Here is a 20,790-nt window from a genome sequence, read left to right on the forward strand (position 1 = left end):
GTTAACCCTGTTTTCTCTAGATTCGGCGCATTGAAATCGCCTCACGCATCTGTTGGAGAGACGCACGTGCCGCGTCCCCACGTCGCATCATGACAGCTGTAAACAAGGCATCGATCAAGCTGAGCTCCGCGATTCGGGAAGCGAGCGCCTCTGAACGGAACGCCGTCTCTTGAGACACCGTATAAAGCGAGACGTCGGCAATCTTCGAGAGTGGTGATTTCGCATAGTTCGTGATGGCGATCGTCGGGACACCTTTCTCTTTTAGGAGTTTGGCGATATCGAGTGTTTCCTTAGAAGCCCCGGAATGCGAGATGACGACGGCGACGTCTTCTGTCGTCAATTGTGAGGCCGACATGAGCTGCATGTGTGACTCGAGGATGGCGCTCACTTGTAGCCCGCTTCGGACGAACTTGTGGTATGCGTCTAACGCGACGACCGCTGACCCACCGCTCCCGAAGAATTCGATGCGGCGTGCCCCGAGGAACAATTCAACGGTTTTCTCCAAGGAGTCCCCTTCTAAAATCTGACGCGTCGACTCGATTGTCTTCCCGTTCGTCGAAAAAATTTTCTCCGCGATTTCAAGCGCCGTGTCCGCCTCCGTGATGTCTTCATGGATGTCTTGGAGCGGTGCGACGACATCCGAGGCGAGTGCGATTTTGAGCGCCTGATAGCCTTTGAAGCCGACGCGCTGACAAAAGCGGAACACTGTCGATTCGGCGACGTCAAGGTCATCTGCCACTTGATTGATCGTATGATGAATGATTTGTTCTGGTTGTTTTAAGATGTAGTCGGCAATACGCTGTTCTTTCTTGCTGAGTGTCGAATAGGCACCACGGATGCGGGCCGTCCCGTTCATCGTTTCCATCAAGAATCACCCTTTCTCTTCTTCATCTAACGATACCGTTTCGAAAAAAATTCCGCAATGTGTGATTCGTCTAAAAGATTGACCCACCTTACAAAAGGAGACAGGAAGTGGGATTGATTCATGTGCTACTCTAATTAAGCACTTTTTGACTAGTTCACTCTTTGTACCATTTGAAATCGAAAGGACTGTTTCGAATCGAACATCACCTCAGTAGCTCGCACAACTTACCACTCGTCATTCTTTCCATCGCCGTTGCCATCTTCGCTGCCGGTGTCGCCCTCGATATTAGCAGTCGTTTGAAATATGCGAAATACGCCTCACGATTCAGCTGGGTCGCAGCCGGGGCCTTCAGTCTCGGGCTCGGGATTTGGGCGATGCACTTTATCGGCATGCTGGCGTTTCACCTAAACGATGATGTGACGTATCATCTCGGGATTGTCTTATTGTCAATCGTACCGGCCGTCGTCGCCTCCGGTCTCGCCTTCTGGATCATCAGCCATCCGGAGACACGACCGACGCAACTCGTCTTTTGCGCATTCTTGATCAGTGTCGGGGTCGTCTCGATGCATTACATCGGGATGGAAGCGATGCAGATGAACGCCATCCTCACCTATGACCCGGTCATGTGGATCGCGTCTGCACTTGTTGCTTATGTAGCATCGCTCGTCGGACTGTATATTCTCTTTTATATCCCGAACGTCTCGCGGTTCCATTGGCGCCGTCTCGCCAGTTCGGTCTTGATCGGTGTCGCTGTTTCCGGAATGCACTACGTTGGGATGGGTGCCGCCCGTTTCACGCCGACGGAAGGAGTCAGCAAGTCGATGAGCAGTTATGCGGTCGATAGCACTCTTCTCGCCTACGTCATCGCAGCGAGCGTCATGACCTTGTTCGTGATCATGTATATCTCTCTTAGGACGGCATCACAGCTCGAGGCACAGTCTGAAGAACTCGAGATGAAGTTTGAATCGATCATCGAATCGGCGTCTGATGCCATCATCGTCGCCGACCATACCCGTGTCATCCTCCAATGGAATCAAGGAGCGACTGACTTGTTCGGATATACGTATGAGGAGATGGTCGGGCAATCGATTGTCGCCATCATTCCGGAACGCTTCCGTGATGCGCACGAACGCGGGATGCAACGTTACGAGAAGACGGGTGAGAAACGTGTCATCGGTCAAACGGTCGAACTGATCGGCTTACGAAAAGACGGTGTCGAAGTCCCGATTGAGATGTCACTTGGTACATGGAAGACGGACAAGGGCATCTTCTTCAGTAGCATCATCCGTGACATCAGTGAACGGAAACGAATCGAGGCGCAAATCAACGACCTCGTCTATTTGGACCCGCTCACCGGTCTCCCGAACCGCCGTCTATTCAGCGACCGCCTCGATGCGCTACTCGGTCAATCCCAGCAAGAACCGTTCGCCCTATACTATATCGACCTCGATAACTTCAAAGTCATCAACGATCGGTTCGGTCACTCGATCGGCGACCAATTCTTGAAGCAAGTGACGACCCGGATCCAGTCGACGATTCAAAAGTCGGACACGCTCGCCCGTCTCGGCGGAGATGAGTTCATCATCTTGTCACCGTATACGAAAAGTAACCTCGCGGCCCATCGCGCGCAAGAGTTGATTAACGTCTTGAACCCACCGTTCGAACTCGAGAACGAGGAAGTGTTCACCGGAGCTTCCATTGGAATCAGTCTTCACCCGTCCGACGGGGATACGGCAGAGGATTTAATCAAAAACGCCGATATCGCCATGTATCGGGCGAAGGCAGACGGGAAAAACGGCTATCAATTCTTCACGAACGAATTGAACGAATCTGTGTCCCGTCGTTCGAACTTGTCGATGGCACTCCGAAAAGGAATCGGGCGTGGCGAGTTCACCGTCCACTATCAACCGCAAATCCAGTTGGAGACGGAGAGCATCATCGGCATGGAGGCGCTCGTCCGCTGGCACCATCCAGAACTCGGGATGATTTCCCCTGGTGAGTTCATTCCGATCGCCGAAGAGACGGGAAGCATCCACCGTCTCGGCGAGTTCGTCTTGAATGAGGCGTGTCGCCAAAACAAAGCGTGGCAAGATGCCGGCATCCCCCCGTTCCGGGTCGCCGTCAACATCTCGGCCATTCAGTTCGCGCAAAAAGACTTACCGGAAGTCGTCAGCCGCGCCCTTGACGCGTCCGGTCTCGAGGCACAGTATTTAGAACTCGAGTTGACCGAGAGCGTCATCCAGAGCGCGGACCGTGCCATCGAGACGATGCACGAGCTCGTCGCCCTCGGTGTGCACCTTTCGATCGACGACTTCGGTACGGGCTACTCGTCTCTCAGCTACTTGAAGCTGTTCCCGATTGATACGCTGAAGATTGACCAGCACTTCACGAAGAATATCGAAAGTGACGAGAAGGACGCCGCCCTCGTCAAAACGATCATCCGCATGGCGCATGAGCTTGATTTGAACGTCATCGCAGAAGGTGTCGAGACGGAGAATCAAGTCGCTTTCCTAAAAGCCGAATCGTGCAACCAGGCGCAAGGGTATTACTACAATCGACCATTGCCGGCGGAAGACATCGACGTCTTCTTCCAGCAATATAAGAAAGCATCATCGAGTTAAATTATTCGACCTCCACCTTGGGGGTCGAATTTTTATATTCGAAAAAAGAAAAAAATTCCGTGATTAGACTTGTAAATCGAATTTATTTTGATATGATGAATCTAGAGACGGAAAAAAATTCTTTTTCAGGGGTGACAATATGGAAATTGGTTTGATTGGTTTAGGAAAAATGGGGTACAACTTGGCCCTCAACTTGAGTGACCATGGACATACAGTCGTCGGGACGGACGTCGGGGACGTCACATCGGACGCGTTCACAATCGTGCCGACACTCGAAGATGTCGTGAGCAAGTTGTCGACGCCACGCGTCATCTGGGCGATGGTCCCTGCCGGAGACGTCACGGAAGCGGTACTCGCGGAGCTATATGAGCGACTCGAACCGGGTGACATCGTCATCGACGGTGGCAACTCGAACTACAAGCTCTCGGTCGCACGCGCCGAACAGTTTGCCGAGAAGGACATCAAGTTCTTTGATTGCGGAACGAGCGGCGGGACAGACGGTGCACGAAACGGTGCCTGTACGATGGTCGGGGGTGACGCGGACGCATGGCCGACAATCGAGCCAATCTTCAAAGACTTGTCTGTCGAGAACGGCTACCTGTATACAGGACCTGCCGGAAGCGGTCACTTCTTGAAAATGATTCATAATGGAATCGAGTACGGGATGATGCAGGCTATCGCGGAAGGATTCGACATCTTAGAGAAGAGCCCGTTCGATTACGACTACGAACAAGTCGCACGCGTCTGGAATCACGGTTCGGTCGTTCGCTCTTGGCTCATGGAGCTCACGGAGAACGCCTTCAAGAAAGATGCGAAGCTCGATGAAATCCGTGGAGTCATGCATTCATCAGGTGAAGGCAAATGGACGATCGAGACGGCGCTTGACCTTCAGGCAGCCGCACCGGTCATCGCCTTGTCGCTCATGATGCGCTACCGCTCACTTGAAGACGATACGTTCTCAGGTAAAGTCGTCGCCGCGCTCCGCAACGAGTTCGGTGGTCACGCGGTCGTTAAGAAGTAAAGTATGCGGAAAAGGTCACGGGGAAATGGCCTTTTCCTTTGTCAAAAACTGTAAACGGTTACATATTCGGAATTTAGGGGGAATACTCAATGTCTGGCTCAACACTTATTTTGATCGCCTTAGCCGGGATTTTCTTGCTCTTATTTTTAGTCATTCGCACAAAGCTTCACGCATTCGTTTCATTGTTACTTGTCAGTCTCATCGTCGGGGTCGCAGCCGGCATGCCGCTTGGGGACGTCATCGCTTCCATTCAAAACGGGATGGGCGGAACGCTCGGCTTCGTCGCCGTCGTCGTCGGTCTCGGTGCGATGTTCGGGAAAATGCTTGAAGTGTCAGGTGGCGCGGAACGCCTCGCCCAGACTCTCGTCAGTAAGTTCGGGGAAGATAAGGCACAATGGGCGCTCGGGATTACCGGGTTCATCGTCGCCGTTCCGGTCTTCTTCGATGTCGGGTTTATCATTCTCGTCCCAATCGTATACGGCCTCGCCAAAAAGACGGGACGTTCGCTTCTCTACTATGGGATTCCGCTCCTCGCGGGCCTCGCGGTCACGCACAGCTTCATCCCGCCGACACCTGGTCCGATCGCTGTTGCGAACTTGATCGGTGCCGACCTCGGTTGGGTCATCTTATTCGGTGTCCTCGCCGGGATTCCAGCAATGATTTTAGCCGGTCCCGTTTTTGGGAAGTATATTGCTAAGAAGATTCATGTGACGATTCCGGACTACATGGAATTTGAAGAAATCGACACATCGAAAGAATTGCCAAGCTTTAAAATGATTTTGTCGCTCATCTTGATCCCGCTCGTGTTAATCTTGGCGAATACGCTCTCAGCGGTACTCTTGGATGAAGGCAACGCCGTCCGTGACTTCTTGACGTTCCTCGGACACCCGTTCGTCGCCTTGACGATTGCAACGCTTCTCACGTTCGTCTTCCTCGGGACACGCCGTGGGTATTCACGTGACGAAGTACAAGAGATTGCAACGAAAGCACTCGAACCAGCCGGGATCATCATCCTCGTCACTGGGGCCGGTGGCGTGTTCAAACAAGTCCTCATCGACTCAGGTGTCGGTGACGTCCTCGGTGAAATGATGGCTGGTTCACCACTTCCGGCAATCGTACTCGCCTTCTTGATTGCAACGGTCGTCCGCGTCGCCCAAGGATCGGCAACGGTCTCGATGGTCACAGCAGCAGGACTCATCACACCGCTACTTGAAATCCAAAACATCACGGGCGCGGCACTCGGTTTGATTGTTATCGCCATCGCTTCAGGGGCGACAGTCCTCTCACACGTCAACGACTCGGGCTTCTGGCTCGTCAACCGTTACTTCGGTCTCGACGTGAAAGACACGCTCAAGTCATGGACGATCATGGAAACAATTATCGGACTCACCGGCTTCGCCGTCGTGTTCTTGATTAGCCTATTCATCATCTAAGTTAGGAAGTGATTGTGTGTTTACGATTGGGGTCGATATCGGGACGACGAGTACGAAAGCCGTCCTGTTCAACGGTCATCAACAACTGGCGGTACATAACGTGTTGTATCCGCTTCTCACGCCCGATACGGAGACGGCCGAGCAAGACCCGGTCGTCATCTATGGGGCCGTGCTCGAAGCCGTCTCGGCGGTCCGCGCCAAAGCGGACGGTCCGATTCGCTTCGCATCGTTCAGTTCGGCGATGCACAGCTTGATTGCACTCGATGCCTCAGGACGTCCGCTCACGAACAGCATCACGTGGGCCGATAGTCGGGCGAATCCATATACGCAAGACATCAAACGCGACTTTGATGCGAGTGCGCTCCATATGCGCACGGGGACTCCGGTTCATCCGATGGCACCGCTGTCGAAATTGCGCTGGTTGAAAACGGAACATCCTGACGTCTTTGAACAGACAGTCAAGTTCGTCTCCATCAAAGAGTATGTCTTCTATCGATTGACGGGACGCTTCGTCGTCGACCACTCTATCGCCTCGGCAACGGGATTGTTCAATTTGAAACAACAGGGTTGGGACACGGAAGCACTTGAAGTCGCCGGTGTGACACCAGATCATTTATCCGAACTCGTGCCGACGACAGAAATTTTACATGTGACACCTGAAGTGACCGAGACGATCGGTTGGGACTTCCCGCTCGTCATCGGGGCAAGTGACGGCGTGCTCTCGAACCTCGGTGTCGGTGCCTTCGAACAAGGAGTCGTCGCCGTGACGATTGGGACGAGCGGCGCCATCCGGACGGTCGTCTCAGAACCGGTCGAAGATCCGAAAGGTCGCATCTTCTGTTATGCGCTGACGGACAAGCATTGGGTGATCGGTGGACCGGTCAATAACGGTGGCATCATCCTCCGCTGGCTTCGTGACGAGTTCGCAGCAAGTGAGGTCGAGACAGCGAAACGGCTCGGGATTGACGCATACGACGTGTTGACCCGAATCGCCGAGACGGTCAAACCGGGTGCGGACGGTCTCCTGTTCCATCCGTATTTGATGGGCGAACGCGCTCCACTTTGGGATTCAAATGCACGGGGTTCCTTCTTCGGGCTTAGCATTCACCATAAACGGGAGCACTTCATCCGCGCTGTGTTAGAAGGCGTCATCTTCAACCTCTATACGGTCATGCTCGCACTCGACGAGTTGACGGGCGCACCGAACCGCATCCATGCGACGGGTGGCTTTGCCCAATCGAGCCTCTGGCGCCAAATGATGGCAGACATCTTCGATACACCGGTCGTCGTGCCGGAAAGTCACGAGAGTTCATGTCTTGGGGCAATCATGCTCGGAGAGTATGCCTTCGGGGACATCGAGGAATTCCAAGAAGTGCCTCAAGTGACCCACGAGCATACACCGAACATGGAAGCGACGAATGTATATCGGGAGCTCTTACCGATTTACATTCGCCTGTCGCGTCACCTGTCGGAAGAATATGAAGCTATTTCAGCGTTTCAGCGGAAGCATGTTTAAGAAGAGGCCGAGTTCATCGCGAACTCGGCCTTATTTATTGATCCACACAATTAATCTTTTTTCTAGGTTAGATTCTTAGAGCGAAAGAGATGTTATACTTTTCATGATTAGAAATCCATTCTAGATGATGAAAGACGAGGTAAAATCGAATGAGTAACATCCTTGATTCTTTGATTGCGGCAATCCCCTTTTTCTTCTTTGGCGTATTGCTCATTAGGTCAAAAGATCAGACGAAGTCTAAAGAGACCGGATCACCGACAGACGGAACTGAAATCCTGTTCAGTTTTTTTCTATCTTTTTTCAGACCAAAAGTCTTAGGATATGCATTCATCTTGCTTGGTCTATCATTTGTCGTGATAACGTTTTTTGTAAATGTCATATAAGCTAGTGAACTACTCGCCACTTATTTGCTTCGCAAATTAAAGGGGGAGCTTCTTGGGAAGACCGTACTTTTACTAGCCACGGTTGTTTACCAAGCTCGTCCAGCACTATAAAGCACCGTCGGTCACGAACTGACAACACGCCCTTCAATCTTAGGATTGAGGGGCTTTTCTATGACTATCCCCTGTTGATCATCCACGGTACACTAAGAGGATACAGGAGGGGTTCACGATGACATTCACGACGACCCGCTGCCTCATCCGACCGTTCGAACGACATGATATCGAACCGTTCATGGCGTATCGGAACGACTTTGACTGGATGAAGCATCAATCGTTCAAAGGTCTTAGCTATACCGAGTACGAGAACGCACTACTCGGCGCACAATCACTTCAACACGGTATGCAACTCGCTATCATCGACCAAGCGACAGATGGGTTGATTGGGGACGTGTATATCCACCAAGAAGGTACGACGTATTGGATTGGCTATACCATCACACCCGCACGCGCTCGCCAAGGTTATGCGTTCGAGGTGATGTCGGGATTGATTCGTCACTTGGCCGACCAAGGTGCGGAAGTGTTAAAGGCCGGCGTCCTTGAGACGAACGAGGCGTCCATCGCGCTATTGAAGAAATTGAATTTCACCTATCTCACGACAGAACTCGACGAACAAATTTATCGTCTCGATGTCTCGGATATATGATTAGGTATGTGTCATATGTCACTTGTTTTTTGACTCGAGGGAGCTATTGTTGGAATGAAGAAACGCGTTCTATTACTCATGTCTATTTTTTTGTTGATTGGTACTTTGTCACAGGCGGCGATCCCGGAACCGAAAGCGTATAACGACCCGAGCCTCATCTATCTGACGCTTGATGATGGACCGAACTGGAAAACCGGAAAGCTGCTCGATATTTTGAAGAAGCATCAGGTAAAGGCCACTTTCTTCATCCTTGGGAAGAATATCGAGGGGAATGAGCATCTCCTTCACCGCATCGTCGATGAGGGTCACTTGATTGCTTTACACGGGATGACACACAAGCGTGAGGAGTTTTATGCATCACCGATGACGGCCGTCCGTCAAATGAAAGACGTACAACGTCTCGTTTACGAGGTGACCGGTATCCATACGAATATGGCCCGGACGATTTACGGGAGTGATGAAGGCATGACGCCTGCGCATTGGCAAGTGATGACCGATGCCGGTTTTGAGATTTGGGACTGGAATGTCGGTAGTCTCGATCATGTATATAAACAAGACAATGCCCGCGTCGAACAACGCGTGTTCAATCGACTCGAGGCGAATCGTGCCGCCAATATTGCTTCCATCATCTTAGCGCACGATCATTCGATGACGCCAGAAGCACTCGATACAATCATCCGCTATGCGAAAGAGCGAGATTACGAATTTCGGACGCTCGAGGGCGTTCACCCGCCCCATAACTTTTTGGATGCGTGGGAACCGCATGCTGACGAACATACAACTCTATGACTGTAGGCCATCTCGTGGTCTACAGTTTTTCACATGAAAACAGCGCATCGGGATTCCGATACGCCTTGTCTATCCGACGACACTTTCTGTCACGTGTGTACGGTTTCTGCCACTATTTTTTGCCTCATACAAGCATTCATCTGCCAGGCGAATCATCTCACGAAGGTGCTCGCTCTTGCCGTTCGCAATCCCAATCGAAACGGATAGATGAATCCGCTCGTCATCGAGTAGCTTGAACTCATGTTTGGAGATACTATTTCGAATCCGTTCCGCCACGTTGACCACCTCGGTTTGGGAGAGCATCGGAATCAAGATGCCGAACTCTTCTCCCCCGATCCGCGCTTTAATGTCCTGATTTCGCGTCTCTCGGTGCAACAGTTCCGCAAACTGCTTCAACACCTCATCCCCGTTCGCGTGGCCATATTGATTGTTGATCTGTTTGAAGTGATCGATGTCCAAAAGCAAGACATTACATGACGCATATTGCACTTTGAACTTTTTCATCTGCATCTCCCATGCCCGACGATTGGCGAGACCCGTCAAATGGTCAGTCTCCGCCGAGATTTTATACTCTCTCACACGGTGATGGATGAGGTACAGATCAATATTCAACATGGTGATCAACAATCCAATCGGGAAGCTGATCATCGTAACCAACAACGCGACATCTACAGCATTTTCTGTAAAGCCTCCCCCGACAAGAATCCCCATGGCTGCGACCAAACATATCCATACGTTCAACGTAAGACCAAATTGGAACAGCCATTTCTGTAGCCAAACAATCCGGTATGTCAGAATCATACCAATGACCATCGTAAAGAGGGCAACGCACGCCAGAATCGAGTAAAAGTCGATGCCATAGCTGAATCGGTGAATCGACATGATGGTGGCTGCGATGAATAACGGTGAGACCAGACGGTAAAATCCGAGTAAAAGGAGAACGAGAAACCGAAAATCAATTTTTACGGTATTCTCAAATTGAACGCTTTGCGTGATTAGAAAAATCCCGAAACAGCCTGATAACACACCGATGAGGAGTTTCTGAATGTGTACATGTCTCGTATGATAGTTCATGATCTTTGAGATGAAATAGATGCCAGTAAAAGAAATACACGAATTGGCGATTAGACTCATGAACATTAGTTGGACCCCTTCACATTTGTCATGTTACTTCTACTCTCTACATATATCCAATTTCCATCATCAGCTAACGTATCAAAGTGTAAAACTTTCTACAAAATGAATATTTTTCCTTTTTTCACAAAAATCGAGCCCTTTATGGACTCGATCCTCACTTATCGTTCATATGTCACCATCACAAATTGACCGGATGCGCGTTGACTTGTCAGTCGAAGTTTCGTCTCTTTTGTTCCTTCTGGGAAGAGAGGGATCCCTTCACCTAACACAACCGGGGCAATCGCAATCTCATACCGGTCAATCAAGTCATGTTCCATCGCTGATTTGATGACTTCCCCGCCACCGATGAGCCAGACATCTTGATCAACTTCCTCTTTCAATCGGTGAATCAGTTCTTCGATTGGTTCATCCGTAAACGTAACGTGCTCGGCTTCACGGTCGGGCTGACGCGTCAAAATATAGTTCGGTATGTTTGGATATGGATACTCTTCCGATAGTTGCAATACTTCCTCATACGTCTTTCTTCCCATGATGACGGCACCAACGGTCTTGAAAAATTCAGCGTATCCGTTGTCCCCGTCCCCTTCCACGGCGAACAACCAATCGAGTTGGTCGTTCGACCGGGCAATCTTCCCATCTAAGCTCATCGCAATATACAACACTACTTTCGGCATCGTATCTTCCTCCTTGATTCGTGATATATTAAGCTTACTCAATAAATACGACAAAAGATGACGGGAATGATAGCTATGAAAAAACGGCACTTGCAACTGATTCGGCTGCTCAATCGAGGGCGACGTGTCACCGCTGAAGAACTGGCTCAAGAGACAGGCGCTTCCATCCGGACGATTCAACGAGATATGCTGTCGCTCGAAGAACTGGGTTATCCGATTTGGAGTGTGCCTGGGATCGGTGGCGGCTATGAGATGCTACCGAACCGCTTGTTACCACCCCTTCACCTCCGTGAAGAAGAGGCTGTCGCGCTTTACCTTACGCTCAAATGGATGGAACACATCCCGGACGTCCCATTTGGTGATATACGACATACGCTGTCCGACTGGTATGTGAACGAGTTGCCGCAAGACTTGGATACGAAGATTCGTCGATTGGAACGAAACATTTTGTGGCTTGGGAATAAACAGATTCCAAAAGCCCCGTTCACAAAAGACATCTATCAGGCGATCGAGCGCAAGAACAAGATCGAGATGACGTATCGAACGACGAAAGGACCACGTACGTTCATCGTCGCCCCGGTCGGCATGGCACTTCTTGACTTGAAGTGGTACGTCTTCGGGCTCTCCGATCTCGGATTCCGGCAATATCGGATTGATCGAGTGGAAGCGGTCAAGTTGCTCGAGGAACCGTTTGAATCCGAGGATTTGGTGACCTCGCTTCAGGAAAGTGATGAACGAATCGGTGTGACCGTTCAACTCGAGCTGACGTCACTCGGTCGTCGTTTACTTGAAGATGTATTACCCGATATCGAAGAAAAGAATGAATGGCGCGTACCCGAAGAAGATCTTCCATTTTTGTCGAGGCAATTGTTGAAGGCTGGAGCCGAAGTGGAGGTGAAGGCGCCGAGTGCGTTGCGGGAGATGATGAGAGAGCATGCGGAACAATTGATACAAAGATATATGTAAGTTTCTGAGTAAGTGCCACGAAACATTTATGAATTTTTATGCGTATACAAGACCAACAATCGACAAAGGCGGTATGCACATGCATCACGAGAACAAAAAGTTCATCCACTTATTCAAAGACGGACAGTTCGATGACATTTATCATCAAATGTCCGATTCGTGCAAATCTCATTATTCCATGGACATGTTTCATCACGAAGCGTCTTCGTTTCATCATGGAATTCGGCGCTATCGTCTGCTCAATGAAATGGTGTTGAACGGGAGTCGGTATGTATTATGGTCGGATTTCCGAAAAGAAAAGTTATTGTCCGTTCAATTCAATCGCGTGAATCAGATTGAATCCATTCAGATGACGGTCACATCCTCTTCAAAAGAGACCAATCCTTTCACAAAAAACAAATACCACCTTCCATTCAAAGAGCAGTGGTTCGTCGTCTCAGAAGGGACGAACATCGGGATGTATCTTCATGAACCGATTCGAAAGAAACGTGAAGGCTATGACTTTTTGAAAACAAAAGATCAGCAATCTTACAATCGCAGAAAAGTTGGGATGAATGGATCGTATGCGTTCGGAGAACAAGTTCTGTCACCACTCGATGGTACAGTTTATCAGGTCGTCGATGGGCTACCAGATGAACCAAATCCTGATCATCCACTCGGAAATCACGTCATCATTCAACATAAACATGATGAATACACGCTTCTCGCCCACTTAGAGAGCGGTTCGATTATTGTCAAAGTTGGAGACCAAGTGAAGACCAAAAAGGTGATTGCCCGCTGCGGACGCTCCGGCAACACAGTAGAGCCACGCTTGCATACGCGTGTCATGAATCACCCGACTGTGGACACCGCGACCGCCCTCCCGATTCGATGGAAAGGTCGACAGCGACCGGTGCGTGGAAAAGTGGTCACTTCCCGCGAAGAGGACAGTTGGTCAAATGGGCTCGCAGGCCTCGATTTCTCAGAACTGCTCTTTTATATTATTCAGGCCATTCCGAGATTATTCTTTCACTTTTTCAGATAAGAAAACCCCTCAGAAATCTGAGGGGTCCGTGATCACATATCCAAATCTGTGAACGCGAGCGGAACGAGTTCCCCAAGCGTCACTTCTTTCACATCGGCGTTGCCGTTTGTCAGGAGTACTTTGAAGTCAGGATCGCCGAACTCGACCATGACCTGGCGACAGATGCTGCAAGGTGGCAAGAAGTCTTCCGTGTCCCCAGACACGGCAACCGCTTCGAAGTCACCTTTTTTGTATCCTTGTGCTACCGCTGTGAAGATCGCTGTGCGCTCTGCACAGTTCGTTGCTCCGAACGAGACGTTCTCGACGTTGACGCCGTCGATGACCGTGCCGTCCTTCATGAGAAGTGCCGCACCTACGCGGAACTTCGAATATGGTGAATACGCATTGTCCTTCAATTGGCGTGCGCGCTCGACTAATTGTTGTTGGTTCATCTTAAGTCATTCCTCTCGAATATCGAATGAACTGATGCCAGTCCCCATGCCTCTCATTTTTGGGCAGGATTTATAGCATACACCCGCCCTTTGGAGAAGTCAACGACTTTTTTAGAACGCTTTCATAAGGAAACAAAAAAGAAGGAACTCCCGCTCCTTCTCCCTTCCGATTCACTTTTATACTAACTCTAACTGTGCGACAGGCGATTCTTCCGTTTCTGTCTGCACATGATGGCGACCAATCGGAATGACAGACGGGGAACCGGATACCGGGTCACACATGACCGAACAGCGAAGATTAAAGACCCGATGAATCAAATCACACGTGATGACGTCCGACGGCTTCCCTTCCGCAATCAACTTCCCTTTATCGAGTGCGAAGATATAGTCCGCATAACGTGCTGACAAGTTGATATCGTGCAGCACCATGACAATCGTCGTCCCGTACTTCCGGTTCAAGTCCGTCAACAAGTCGAGAATCTCGACCTGATATGTGATATCCAGATACGTCGTCGGTTCATCTAAAAAGAGGACGTCTGTCTGTTGGGCAAGTGCCATCGCGATCCAGACGCGTTGGCGCTGTCCACCTGACAACTCATCGATGGGACGGTCCGCAAACTCCGTGATGTTCATCATCTCCATCGCCTCGGCGACAGCCTCATAGTCGGCTTTCGTCCATCCCTTCAAGAACGATTGATGCGGATAACGACCGCGACCGACGAGATCGGCGACCGTGATTCCTTCCGGTACGACTGGGGACTGTGGCAACATCCCGAGGACACGCGCTAGCTTTTTCGGTGCCATCTTCGAGATCGGCTTATCATAAAGCGTCACTTGACCGGCACTCGGCTTGATGAGGCGTGCCATCGTCTTCAGTAGCGTCGACTTCCCGCAACCGTTCGCACCGATGATGATGCTAATTTGATTGCTCGGAATTTCAAGACTGATATCGTTCAAAATCATCTTGTCCTCGTATCCTGAGGTGAGATGTTCCACTTTCATAATGGATGCCATTTAGAAGTCCCCTTTCTGGTTCATCCGAATCAACAAGTATAATAGATAAGGCGCGCCGATGATGCCGGTGATGACACCGACCGGATAGCGTGCCGTGAAGGCGAATTGTCCGACGAGGTCGGCCGCGAGTACTAAGATGATCCCGACAAGCGCTGCCGGCAAAATCCCGGCGTGACTCGTCCCGACGAGGCGTTTGGCAATCGGTCCCGCCAAAAAGGCGATGAAGGCAATTGGTCCCGTCGTCGCTGTCGCGAGAGCGAGCATGAACACCGCGGCAACGATGAGAAGTAATCGGGTTTGGTTCGTATTGATTCCTAGCCCTGTCGCCGCCATTTCACCGAGCTCGAGCATCTCGAGCTGACGGGTGAGTAACAGTACGATCGGTAAACAGATGAGTACCGTGATGATTAAAGGCGGCAACTCTTCTAGCTTCGCCCCATTTAGGCTTCCTGTCAACCACCTCATAGCCATCGCGACATCATTTTGTCGGCTGATGAGCAGTAAGTAATTGATGACCGCCGTGAGCATCGCCTGGATGCCAATCCCGACCAAGACGAGGCGTCCGATGGAAAAGGCGGCCCCTTTGGATAAGAAATAGATGACGAGCACGGTCACGAGTCCCCCGATAATCGAGGCAATCGAGATAATGGCCTCGCTCGACTGGAGGACGACGATACAGAAGACGGCCGCCGCACTCGAACCGGTCGTGATGCCGATGACGTTCGGGTTGGCGAGCGGGTTACGAAGCATCGTCTGGAAGATTGTTCCCGCGGCACCAAACGCCGCCCCGGCGAAGACACCGGCGAGCATGCGTGGTAAACGAAGGACCTCAACAGCAAACGTTGCCCCTTTCACATCTTCTCCGAGCAAGACGCGAATCACGTCCTGAACGGGATAAATCGTATTACCTAGCATAAGCATCAAGCCGCTCAGCGTGAGCGCGATGACGGTCAAGAGAAGCGTCATCCCGACGTAGCGACGGCGGCGCTTCATGCGTCCTTGTCTGATTTGTTCAATCGCTGGTTGCATCATAATCCTCGTACTTTCACTTTCATCGTCAATAGAATCAAGATCGGCGCCCCGATAAACGCCGTCACAATCCCGACCTCAAGCTCCCCCGGACTTCCGAGCAAACGTCCGATGACGTCTGAGAAGGTCAGGATGATGGCACCGGCAAGGGCAGACATCGGCATGAGATAACGCTGGTCTGGACCGAGCACGAGCCGAATCAAGTGCGGGGCGAGTAAACCGATGAAGCCAATCGGGCCGGCAAGCGCCGTCGCCGCCCCACACAGGATCACGCCAGCAAACGAGGCAGTCAGCTTCAACGTACCCGTTCGAACCCCAAGACTCTTCGCCATCTCTTCTCCGAGTGCGAGTGCGTTCAAAGAAGGTGCGGTCACGACTGCAATCACGAGACCAATCAATAAGAACGGTAAAAACGTATAGATGGAATCGATGTTTCCTGCCCCAACGCTCCCGACTTGCCAGAAGCGGAACTGATCCATGACGTTTGACCGCGGGATCATGAGGGCCATGACGAGGGATGACAACGCCGCACTCGTCGCTGCTCCCGCCAAGACGAGTTTGAGCGGGGTCGCCCCACCTCGACCGAGCGAACCGATGCCAAAGACAAAGATGGCTGTCAACAACGCTCCGACGAGCGCGAACCAGATGAACGCACTCGCTGTCGAGATGTTGAAAAACGCGATTCCGATGACGACAGCAAGCGCTGCTCCCGTGTTGACTCCGAGAATACTCGGGTCGGCGATTGGGTTACGCGTCACCGACTGCATGAGTGCCCCCGCCACACCGAGCGCTGCCCCGCACATGAAACTGAAGATTGTCCGGATGACCCGCTCCCGGACGATGTCCGCTTCATACGACTGAACAGCCGGACGGAATAAACCGTCCAGCAGTTCATTCCACCCGACTGTCCGTGAGCCGAAGGCAAGGGATGCCAGAATACATACCACCGCCAGTACGAGCGTCCCGATTAACAGGAGCGGGAAGTACTTCGGGGTATGCATCTGCTTCACCTGATGTTGCATCATTTTACTTTCGCGAGCGCGTCCGATACGCGTGAGACGTACTCATCGATCGTATATTCAATCGAGAGCGGTGTCGGTGTACCTGCCGCTGCGAGTGGCGTGTTATCTTCGATCAAGACGACCGATCCGCGTTCGATGGCTGGTACTTTACTGTAGAGTGGGTCTGCTTGGAGCGCCTTTAACGTGTCTTCATTTCCGTAAGTGACGAAGATGTCAACGTCGTTCAAGATATCAGCGTTCTCTTTACTGAGTTCAAGATAGAAGCTATCTGTCTTCTCTGCTTCGTCGACAATGTTTTGTGGATACTCCATCCCGAGTTCTTCGATGAAGGCACCACGTGGGTCACCCGTCGTATAGATATAGAATTTTGAAAGGTCTTCCGCGCTCATCGAGACGAATGCGGCTTTCTTTCCAGCAATCTCAGGAACGGCTGTCGCTTTGTCGGTGATCAACTGCTCCGTGTCTTTGATTAGCTGTTCGCCTTCTTCACCGAGTCCCATTGCGAGTGAGTCATAGCGAACCATGTCTTGCCATGACGTGACCCAAGGTGTTTCTTGGTACGCCACGACCGGCGCGATTTGGCTGAGTGTGTCGTAATCTTCTTGCGTAATGCCTGAGTAGGCCGCCAAGATGACGTCCGGGTTTGAATCCGCGATTGCTTCAAAGTCTAATCCATCCGTGTCTTGATAGATGTTCGGATTTTCTTCTCCGAGTGCTTTCAACTTCTCTGCTGTCCATGGAAGCATACCGCTGTCGTCTTGGACACCGTAGTTCGCAGCCGAGAATCCGACCGGTACGACATCGAGGGCAAGTGCGACGTCATGGTTTCCCCATGAAATCGTTGCGATACGTTCTGGTTTCTCTTCGATGACCGTTTCACCGAATGCGTGCTCGATTGTGATCGGGTAACCTTCTGCCGATTCTTCCATCCCTTCATTCGTGGAAGCGTTCTCAGCTTCTTCCGAACCACAACCGGCTAAGATGAGTGCAAATGCCGATACAAAGATGAACATATGTAACCATTTCTTGAATGTGTTGTTCACGTGATTTTTCTCCTTTTCGAACTTCTCTGTATTTTGTCGATACTGATAATCATTATCAGTTATGAGTATAGACCTGCTCCTAAGTCATGTCAACCGCTATTCGGCAAAGAAATATAAAAAAACCTGCCGTTTTAGGACAGGTTGCTTAGGACTTTCGATGCCGTCGCATGACGTCTGCGATCGGTTTATCTTGTTTTTCAAGCTCGGATACGATTCGTTCATGATCCGTGTCGCTTCGGTTTTGACTTAACTTGAACGTCGCCTGGATGTCGGTGATGTCAATCCGAAACCCGACGACGCCATGCATCTGTCGCTTCACCGGTTCCGATAACGTTTCCCAACGTACCGCATGCTCACGCTCCCCTTCGTGCTCATGAAGCATGCCTGCAAGTTCCTCCACTAATTCGTCCTCGTTGAGAATCGTCGCACGTCCATACACGTGTACGGCTTGATAGTTCCATGTCGAGACGTCTTCATGACCGTACCATGACGCCGATACGTAGGCGTCTGGTCCTTGGAAGATGACGAGAACGGTTTGATCTTCAATCGTTCGCCACTGTGGATTCGCTTTCGCAATATGTGTCGTCAGTTGTCCATTCGCCTCATCGAATCGTAACGGGATGTGCGTCGCAATTGGTTTGTCCCCGTCATGCGTCACGATGGTGCCGAACGGATGGGCATGCAAAAAAGCAAAGATGTCAGCTTCGTCTTTCACGGAATAACGGTTTTGGATATACATGTCGAACCCCCTTTCCCCTATTATATTCTGAACAAGACGGGTATAACGACACAGAAGGAGGAATGTTTTTATGAAACCAACAATCAAAGCGATCGTCTTTGACGTATATGGCACCTTATTCGACGTCCATTCGGTGAAGGACGCCTGTGAACAAGAGTTCCCTGAAAAAGGAGCAGCCATCAGCCAAGTATGGCGGACGAAACAACTCGAGTATTTCTTTTGGCGCCACATGATGGGACGCTACGAAGATTTCGAGTCGGTGACCCGTGACGCTCTCCGTTATGCGTTAGCCGTCCATGACGCAACATCCACAGACGACATCGAACAACGTCTCATTGAATCGTATGCGCACCTGACCCCATATGAGGAGGTCGAATCGGTCCTGAAAGAGCTGCATGACGTGAAGACCGTCATCCTCTCGAACGGGACGGACGAGATGCTCGAGGCACTGCTCCGTAACGCCGGTCTTGCCGATTATTTCGATGAAATCGTCAGCGTCGACGGGATCAAACAACCGAAACCAACACCAGCCGCCTATATGCATTGGTTCAAGACGTCCGGCCTTCGTCGTGACGAGGTACTCTTCTTATCGTCGAACGGATGGGACATCGCCGGGGCGAAAAACTTCGGCTTCCATGCGGCCTGGATCAATCGGAACGACTTGCCGTTTGAAGCGTTCGATGTGGAACCGGATGCGATTTATAAAGAGTTGAACGGAATTATGGAATGGGTCTAACCTGCTTCGGTCGAAATATGAGAAAATAGAAAAAACATAACCGAAACGAGGGAGACAGATGGCACATCGTATTTACACGACAAGCTTTGCAAGCGTCTATCCACATTACGTTGCGAAAGCTGAACGGAAAGGACGGACGAAAGAAGAAGTCGACATGATCATCGAATGGTTGACGGGTTATGACGAGACCGAACTCGAACGTCAAATTGAGGATCAGGTTGATTTTGACACATTCTTCGCTTCAGCACCTCGCCTGAATGAAAATCGCGCCCTTATCAAAGGCGTCGTCTGTGGGGTCCGTGTCGAGAACGTCGAGGAGCCGCTCATGCGCGAGATTCGCTACTTGGATAAACTCATCGATGAGTTGGCGAAGGGTAAGAAAATGGAGAAGATTCTACGGGGAGGCGAATCATGATGGACGTGACGACACTCGTGGACGAAGCACGGCTCGATTCCTTCATTCATCTAATTGAGGTCATCGATGAGCATCTACCAGAAGGCTTTGAAAAGACGACGGACGGACATGGCGTCCATTACGTCGTCCCGCTCGAGCGATATCCGTCCGGTTATCACGTCACACCGGGTACACCTCTTCCCTTTGTCAGCGTGATCGCGCAAAAGCGCCATGTCGGACTCTATCATATGGGCATTTACGCCGACCCTGAGTTGCTCGCTTGGTTTGAACAAGAGTATGCGAAACGCGTCCCGACGAAACTCGATATGGGGAAAAGCTGTATTCGCTTCAATAACGTGAAACGGATCCCGTTTGATTTGGTCGGGGAACTCGTCGAGAAGATGACTGTCGATGAATGGATTCAGCGCTATGAAGGAAACCGAGGCTAACGCTTCGGTTTTTTCGCACATTCGTTTTCTTTTGTGAACCGAGTATACGGTATGCTTAGAAAAAAGGAGGGACGCCTCATGCCACGCTGGCTGAAAATCACTTTGTTCTTACTCGTGTTTGGCACGTTGTTCTATATCACTCATTTCCACTATGAGTTGCGTCCGTCCGACATCAGGGACATCGTCTTGTCGTTTGGATTTTGGGGACCGTTATTCTTTATATTCCTTTATGCCATCGGTCCGGTCGCATTTTTACCGACTTCCGTGCTGTCACTTGGAGCCGGTCTCGCGTTCGGCGTATGGCCAGGGGTGCTCTATATCATCATCGGTGCGACCGCTGCTGCGACGACCGGTTACGTCATGGGACGCTTTTTCGGCCGCTCGGTCATCAACGTCGACCGCTATCCGTGGTCAGAGAAACTGTTCACCCAAATGGAGCGTCGCGGGTTTTTATACGTCTTTGTCCTTCGGCTCATCCCGCTCGTCAGTTTCGACTTGCTCAGTTACGCCGGAGGGATTTCTCGCGTCCGTTTCCGTGCGTTCGTCCCGGCGACCGTGCTCGGTATGATTCCAGGGACGTTCGCCTACAGTTTCCTCGGGGCGAGCCTCGCGTCAGGTAGCGTCACGACGATCTTCATCGCCGCACTCGTCTTCGTCGGATTGATTGTCATCACATATATCTTCCGTGAGCCCGTCAAGAAATGGCTTGGCTTAAATTGAAAAATCATGAAAGAGAGCTTCATGCTCTTTTTTTGTGCGCTCAATGTGTAATTCGTATAAACATCAATGAACTTCGTCCGA

At 50.9% G+C, this 20,790-nt stretch carries 21 protein-coding genes; 12 read left to right on the plus strand and 9 right to left on the minus strand.

All coding sequences use genetic code 11. The annotated features are described in order from the left end of the window. Window positions 1–16: 16 nt before the first annotated feature. A complete protein-coding gene (locus tag KNO86_RS06680) occupies window positions 17–865 on the minus strand; it encodes a MurR/RpiR family transcriptional regulator (protein ID WP_214694372.1) in 849 nt (282 codons plus the stop codon). 161 nt (window positions 866–1,026) lie between these two features. Here KNO86_RS06680 and KNO86_RS06685 point away from each other — a divergent pair, with 161 nt between their 5' ends. The 6 genes from KNO86_RS06685 (at window position 1,027) to KNO86_RS06710 (ending at window position 9,331) form a co-directional block, all read left to right on the plus strand. Continuing rightward, window positions 1,027–3,486, plus strand: coding sequence for a bifunctional diguanylate cyclase/phosphodiesterase (locus KNO86_RS06685; RefSeq protein WP_214694374.1), 2,460 nt, complete (start codon window positions 1,027–1,029; stop codon window positions 3,484–3,486). Window positions 3,487–3,625: 139 nt separating this feature from the next. Continuing rightward, window positions 3,626–4,507: a phosphogluconate dehydrogenase (NAD(+)-dependent, decarboxylating) gene (gene gnd / locus KNO86_RS06690; protein WP_214694376.1), complete on the plus strand. Its 882-nt coding sequence runs from the start codon at window positions 3,626–3,628 to the stop codon at window positions 4,505–4,507. An 89-nt stretch (window positions 4,508–4,596) separates the two neighbouring features. Continuing rightward, on the plus strand, window positions 4,597–5,940 hold the full coding sequence (locus KNO86_RS06695) for a GntT/GntP/DsdX family permease (RefSeq protein ID WP_074036021.1): 1,344 nt from the start codon (window positions 4,597–4,599) through the stop codon (window positions 5,938–5,940). A gap of 16 nt (window positions 5,941–5,956) precedes the next feature. Next, window positions 5,957–7,456 carry a gluconokinase gene (gene gntK / locus KNO86_RS06700; protein ID WP_214694378.1) on the plus strand — a complete coding sequence of 500 codons (1,500 nt, stop codon included), beginning with the start codon at window positions 5,957–5,959 and terminating at the stop codon, window positions 7,454–7,456. Window positions 7,457–8,068: 612 nt separating this feature from the next. Continuing rightward, window positions 8,069–8,542, plus strand: a complete 474-nt coding sequence (locus tag KNO86_RS06705; protein ID WP_214694379.1) for a GNAT family N-acetyltransferase — start codon at window positions 8,069–8,071, stop codon at window positions 8,540–8,542. Window positions 8,543–8,596: 54 nt separating this feature from the next. Further along, on the plus strand, window positions 8,597–9,331 hold the full coding sequence (locus KNO86_RS06710) for a polysaccharide deacetylase family protein (RefSeq protein ID WP_214694388.1): 735 nt from the start codon (window positions 8,597–8,599) through the stop codon (window positions 9,329–9,331). Between the two features lie 69 nt (window positions 9,332–9,400). Here KNO86_RS06710 and KNO86_RS06715 read toward each other — a convergent pair whose 3' ends face one another. Further along, window positions 9,401–10,471 carry a GGDEF domain-containing protein gene (locus KNO86_RS06715; RefSeq protein ID WP_214694390.1) on the minus strand — a complete coding sequence of 357 codons (1,071 nt, stop codon included), beginning with the start codon at window positions 10,469–10,471 and terminating at the stop codon, window positions 9,401–9,403. 155 nt (window positions 10,472–10,626) lie between these two features. After that, window positions 10,627–11,142, minus strand: coding sequence for a dihydrofolate reductase family protein (locus KNO86_RS06720; RefSeq protein ID WP_214694392.1), 516 nt, complete (start codon window positions 11,140–11,142; stop codon window positions 10,627–10,629). A gap of 75 nt (window positions 11,143–11,217) precedes the next feature. Here KNO86_RS06720 and KNO86_RS06725 point away from each other — a divergent pair, with 75 nt between their 5' ends. Together KNO86_RS06725 and KNO86_RS06730 are read left to right on the plus strand one after the other, a co-directional pair. Continuing rightward, the gene (locus KNO86_RS06725) at window positions 11,218–12,108 is read left to right on the plus strand and encodes a helix-turn-helix transcriptional regulator (RefSeq protein WP_214694394.1); all 891 of its coding nucleotides are present in this window, start codon (window positions 11,218–11,220) and stop codon (window positions 12,106–12,108) included. A gap of 79 nt (window positions 12,109–12,187) precedes the next feature. After that, the gene (locus KNO86_RS06730; RefSeq protein ID WP_214694396.1) at window positions 12,188–13,132 is read left to right on the plus strand and encodes a peptidoglycan DD-metalloendopeptidase family protein; all 945 of its coding nucleotides are present in this window, start codon (window positions 12,188–12,190) and stop codon (window positions 13,130–13,132) included. Window positions 13,133–13,164: 32 nt separating this feature from the next. On the opposite strand, the gene KNO86_RS06735 is transcribed toward KNO86_RS06730, so the two are convergent. The 6 genes from KNO86_RS06735 to KNO86_RS06760 form a co-directional block, all read right to left on the minus strand. Then, window positions 13,165–13,563, minus strand: a complete 399-nt coding sequence (locus KNO86_RS06735) for a cytidine deaminase (RefSeq protein WP_074035820.1) — start codon at window positions 13,561–13,563, stop codon at window positions 13,165–13,167. 177 nt (window positions 13,564–13,740) lie between these two features. After that, window positions 13,741–14,577: an ABC transporter ATP-binding protein gene (locus tag KNO86_RS06740; protein WP_214694398.1), complete on the minus strand. Its 837-nt coding sequence runs from the start codon at window positions 14,575–14,577 to the stop codon at window positions 13,741–13,743. Further along, entirely contained in the window at window positions 14,578–15,609 is a 1,032-nt protein-coding gene (locus tag KNO86_RS06745) for a FecCD family ABC transporter permease (RefSeq protein WP_214694400.1), read from the minus strand. Continuing rightward, a complete protein-coding gene (locus KNO86_RS06750) occupies window positions 15,606–16,607 on the minus strand; it encodes a FecCD family ABC transporter permease (protein ID WP_483297442.1) in 1,002 nt (333 codons plus the stop codon). Before KNO86_RS06750 ends, KNO86_RS06745 begins: the two co-directional genes overlap by 4 nt. Before the next feature lie 20 nt (window positions 16,608–16,627). Further along, the gene (locus tag KNO86_RS06755; RefSeq protein ID WP_214695118.1) at window positions 16,628–17,641 is read right to left on the minus strand and encodes an iron-siderophore ABC transporter substrate-binding protein; all 1,014 of its coding nucleotides are present in this window, start codon (window positions 17,639–17,641) and stop codon (window positions 16,628–16,630) included. Between the two features lie 175 nt (window positions 17,642–17,816). After that, complete coding sequence (locus KNO86_RS06760) at window positions 17,817–18,410, minus strand: FMN-binding negative transcriptional regulator (protein ID WP_214694403.1); 594 nt, start codon at window positions 18,408–18,410, stop codon at window positions 17,817–17,819. A gap of 70 nt (window positions 18,411–18,480) precedes the next feature. Between KNO86_RS06760 and KNO86_RS06765 the strand changes: the two genes are divergently transcribed. From KNO86_RS06765 to KNO86_RS06780, 4 genes are all read left to right on the plus strand, one after another. Next, window positions 18,481–19,146 (plus strand): haloacid dehalogenase type II, encoded by a 666-nt coding sequence (locus KNO86_RS06765; RefSeq protein ID WP_214694405.1) that lies wholly within the window; start codon window positions 18,481–18,483, stop codon window positions 19,144–19,146. A gap of 58 nt (window positions 19,147–19,204) precedes the next feature. Further along, complete coding sequence (locus KNO86_RS06770; protein ID WP_214694407.1) at window positions 19,205–19,561, plus strand: DUF2200 domain-containing protein; 357 nt, start codon at window positions 19,205–19,207, stop codon at window positions 19,559–19,561. Then, a complete protein-coding gene (locus tag KNO86_RS06775) occupies window positions 19,558–19,989 on the plus strand; it encodes a DUF1801 domain-containing protein (RefSeq protein WP_214694409.1) in 432 nt (143 codons plus the stop codon). The genes KNO86_RS06770 and KNO86_RS06775 overlap by 4 nt, the downstream gene beginning before the upstream one ends. 78 nt (window positions 19,990–20,067) lie before the next feature. Then, on the plus strand, window positions 20,068–20,709 hold the full coding sequence (locus KNO86_RS06780; RefSeq protein ID WP_214694411.1) for a TVP38/TMEM64 family protein: 642 nt from the start codon (window positions 20,068–20,070) through the stop codon (window positions 20,707–20,709). Window positions 20,710–20,790 lie beyond the last annotated feature (81 nt).

This window comes from Exiguobacterium sp. s160 (assembly GCF_018617575.1).
Classification (GTDB): domain Bacteria; phylum Bacillota; class Bacilli; order Exiguobacteriales; family Exiguobacteriaceae; genus Exiguobacterium; species Exiguobacterium aestuarii_A.